We start from the raw sequence: 3631 nt of genomic DNA, 5'->3' as shown, positions 1-3631 counted from the left end.
GGCATTTGGAGAGAAATAGTTTTATATAAATAAGACAAACACATTTCAATAGCCTCCTGCTTTAGCTGGAGGGTTCTAAAAGAGGCATTTGGAGAGAAATAGTTTTATATAAATAAGACAAACACATTTCAATAGCCTTCTGCTTTAGCTGGAGAATTTCTAATAATGATAATCCATATTAATCAATGCCGTTCATCAAAGTCTATATTCATTTTGTCTGGAGTACAAAAAATAGATTTCCGTATTTGCACAATCCAGAAATCAGGCAGCAGGTTTGGAATCATATCAAAGAAAATAGCGAGAAGAAAGATATATTTATTGATTTTGTGAATGGCTTCAACGACCATTGTCATTGTTTGGTGTCGCTTGGTAGTGACCAAACAATTAGTAAAATAATGCAGTTGATAAAAGGAGAGTCGGCTTTTTGGATAAATAAACAAAAACTGACAAATCAATATTTTGAATGGCAAGATGAGTATTTTGCTGTTGGTGTTTCTGAATCACAGATTGAAACTGTAAGGAATTATATCAAAAATCAGGAAGTTCATCATACCAAAAAGACATGGAATGATGAATATGAAGAGCTGATTTTAAGACATGGCTTTGTGAAGATTAAAGACAAAAGCTAATCGAAATTAAGTTTTGGCTAAAGCCGAGTTTGGCCTTGTTTTCTTTTATCCTCCAGCTAAAGTAGGAGGCAATTGAAATAAATTATCCCCAAAAAAAACAGGCCAAATGAATTGCTAAAAGGATGCTTCGATAGTCTGATTGAGCTTGTAGATAACCAAAATACATTTCAAATAAAACTATTTTCAATAGCCTCCCGCTTTAGCTGGAGGATAACAGAGAATAAACAATCCAATACCATTTAACAACAATTTTTCATCAATAAATATCAAATTTTAATGGAAGCAGAGAATAAGAGAATCCCTCTCAATGATTTACACGAAAAACTGGGCGGAAAAATGGTGCCTTTTGGTGGCTTTATGATGCCCGTTCGTTATTCGTCCGATAATGAAGAACACAATTGCGTGCGTAATGGTGTAGGTGTTTTTGATGTGTCGCACATGGGCGAGTTTATAGTGAGAGGCGAGCGTGCAACTGAGTTTTTGCAATACATAGTTTCAAACGATGTATCGGCACTTTTTGATGGAAAAGTACAATATGCCTATTTTCCGAATAATGAAGGTGGTGTAGTAGATGATTTATTGGTTTATCGTTGGAACGAAAACGAATATTATTTAGTAGTAAATGCCTCAAACATCGAAAAAGATTGGAATTGGGTAAATCAAAATAACAACTTCGGCGTAGAACTCGAAAACATTTCTGATAAACTATGTTTGTTTGCCGTGCAAGGTCCAAAAGCTCTACCAACACTCCAAAAACTAACAGACCTTGATTTATCATCAATGGATTATTACACTTTCAAAGCCGGCTCTTTAGCTGGTATTGATGATGTAATTATCTCGGCAACGGGCTATACAGGTGCTGGTGGTTTTGAGGTTTATGTTTGGAATAAAGATGCCGAAAAAATGTGGAATGCCATTTTTGAAGCAGGAGCGGAGTTTGACATCAAGCCTATTGGTTTAGGTGCAAGAGATACACTTCGTATGGAAATGGGTTATTGCTTATATGGTCACGAATTAAACGATACTGATTCTCCATTAGAAGCAGGTTTGGGTTGGGTGACGAAGTTTACGAAAAACTTCATCAATTCAGAAAACCTAAAGGTACAGAAAGAAGCAGGTTTACAACGGAAATTAGTAGGAATCGAAATGATTGACCGTGGAATTCCTCGCAGTCATTACGAAATTTGTGATGCTGAAGGAAACAAACTTGGAGAAGTTACTTCTGGAACACAATCGCCAACATTACAAAAAGGAATTGCGATGGGCCACGTGCCAACGGCATTCGCCAAAGTCGGAACGGAAGTGTATATCAAAGTAAGAGATAAACTATTAAAAGGCGTAGTAACAAAATTGCCTTTTGTGAAAGCAGGAGTGTAAGCATTCAGCAGAAATTGACTTAAAGAAATCTTATTTTTGACGGTTATTTGTGAAAAACTTTTTAAATTTAATAAAATTTAGAAGAAAATGGTTGTAACAAAATCACCACAGATAGTTAGAAAATCAGCCCCAAAAGTGCCTGATTACTTAATACACGAAGTAATGGATGGAAAGCCTATCTATTATAGAGGGTATAAAGAAGTATTAAATGGAACAAAAACTTTTGCTGAAATTATGGGGTCGAGTACACTTCAATCACTTATTATTACACATTTAATCATTTTACTTGGAAGAAAAGTGGACGAAGAAAAGTACACCCTTCTATCAAGCGAAACAGGAATTCATCTGAATAAATACAATAATTTAGCAGGAGATATTCTTATTTTTGAAAATAGTGTTTTACCCATTGAAGCGATTGATGAACATTATGCAATCGTTCCGCCCAAAGTAGCCATCGAAGTGGATATTAACATCGAAGCACCAGGTTTAGAAATTGATAGTTATATTTTCAATAAAACGCAAAAACTATTGAATTTTGGCGTAGAAAAAGTAATCTGGATTACAACCAAATCAAAAAAAGTAACAGTAGCTACCAGAAACGAAGATTGGCAAGTAAAAGACTGGAATAAAGATATTGAAGTTTTCGACGGAATAATCTTTAATATCGGCGAATATTTGCGAAAAAAAGGCTCACCCTTTGCATAATAATGAGGATGACAAATTACTTATACCAGCCCTTCCTTGATTTTAGGAAGGGCTTTTTTATGAGTGAAATTTTAGAAGAAAAAGAATAGCAAACTGAAACTTTCTCTTACTCATCATGCTGTCACGCTGAATGCATCCAATGCCCACCGCTGCTATTTTCGAGTACAGATTCTTACAGCATTAGTTTATATTGTTTTTTATCTCGAATCCGCAACAGTTTTGTATATTTATAGGTTTGAAAATCAATCAAATATCTTTTCTCATCGATAAACTCAATCTCTATTTATTATGCAAAACAAAATTTTATTTTGGGCATTTCTCATTGTAAGCAGTCAACTTTTTGCTCAGAGTCTTCCGCCTGCTCTCAACCAAATTAAAGAATCAGATTTAAAAAGCGATTTAGAGGCATTGGCTGGAGTGAATTTTAAAGGTCGCTCGGCTGGCACACTCGATGAACTGAAAGCTGCGATGTGGTTGGGCGAAAAATACCGAGCCATAGGCCTAAAACCTGCGGGCGATGATGGCACATATTTTCAGTTTTTTACGCTTTGGCGAAATCAAATTTCTGAGCAAACGAGTATCGAACTGAACAATAAAAAATTGACTCTTTGGCAGGATGTTTCTATTGCACAAATGGCCAATACAGCTTTAAACGGAACAATCACTTATTTGGGAAATGCCGCTGAAATAGATACAAATTCACTGAATATAAAAGGAAAAATTGTAGCCATCGAAGCCAATCCAAAAGGTATTAATCTCAATGTTTCGCTACCAACATGGCGTTATAGCCGTTATATTTATACAAAATACGGAGCTGCATTGGTCAGAAGAGGAGTAGCTGCCATTATTTTTATTGCTGACGATACCGCCGAAAACGGATGGAAAGATGCCAATGAAAATTTTAAAAGAGGTAATTATGA

The 3631-nt window shown here is 35.5% G+C and carries 3 protein-coding genes and 1 pseudogene; all 4 read left to right on the top strand.

All coding sequences use genetic code 11. The features are described from left to right. Positions 1 to 185 precede the first annotated feature (185 nt). Positions 186 to 629 (top strand): IS200/IS605 family transposase, encoded by a 444-nt coding sequence (gene tnpA, locus ACOVO2_RS25500; protein WP_421772690.1) that lies wholly within the window; start codon positions 186 to 188, stop codon positions 627 to 629. 276 nt (positions 630 to 905) lie between these two features. Further along, entirely contained in the window at positions 906 to 2006 is a 1101-nt protein-coding gene (gene gcvT, locus ACOVO2_RS25495) for a glycine cleavage system aminomethyltransferase GcvT (protein ID WP_421772689.1), read from the top strand. A gap of 87 nt (positions 2007 to 2093) precedes the next feature. After that, positions 2094 to 2711 (top strand): Uma2 family endonuclease, encoded by a 618-nt coding sequence (locus ACOVO2_RS25490; RefSeq protein WP_421772688.1) that lies wholly within the window; start codon positions 2094 to 2096, stop codon positions 2709 to 2711. Positions 2712 to 2999: 288 nt separating this feature from the next. Beyond that, positions 3000 to 3631, top strand: a pseudogene (locus ACOVO2_RS25485) (peptidase M28); the annotation flags it as partial.

This window comes from Emticicia sp. (genome assembly GCF_049241225.1).
Classification (GTDB): domain Bacteria; phylum Bacteroidota; class Bacteroidia; order Cytophagales; family Spirosomataceae; genus Emticicia.
Note: the sequence above shows the minus strand (reverse complement) of the source record. Positions and strands in the feature narration are given on the sequence as shown.